This is a genomic window from Shewanella sp. S1-49-MNA-CIBAN-0167 (assembly GCF_040310145.1).
Lineage (GTDB): Bacteria > Pseudomonadota > Gammaproteobacteria > Enterobacterales > Shewanellaceae > Shewanella > Shewanella psychromarinicola.
Map to the genome: position 1 here is coordinate 1 of NZ_JBEOPO010000128.1, position 391 is coordinate 391.

The 391-nt window shown below is 41.7% G+C and carries 1 tRNA gene; it reads left to right on the top strand.

Annotated elements, in window-relative coordinates:
- The first annotated feature begins 250 nt into the window (after nucleotides 1-250).
- Nucleotides 251-326 (top strand) — tRNA-Met (locus AAEZ00_RS20670).
- Nucleotides 327-391: the final 65 nt, after the last annotated feature.

Here is a 391-nt window from a genome sequence, read left to right on the forward strand (position 1 = left end):
GATGGAGCAGTTGGTAGCTCGTCGGGCTCATAACCCGAAGGTCGTAGGTTCAAGTCCTACTCCCGCAACCATTTCTTAGTAATAAGAATATTAAACGTCTAGTCTTATAGGACGCGGTTCTAGAAATTGATGATTCATCGGGCTCAACTTTTTATAAATAAAGAGTCGAAGGTCGTAGTTTTATCAAGTCCTACTCCCGCAAACATTTCTTTAGTCAATAGAATTAAAATAATTGATAGCGTTTATCGGACGCGGGATGGAGCAGTTGGTAGCTCGTCGGGCTCATAACCCGAAGGTCGTAGGTTCAAGTCCTACTCCCGCAACCATTTCTTAGTAATAAGAATATTAAACGTCTAGTCTTATAGGACGCGGTTCTAGAAATTGATGATTC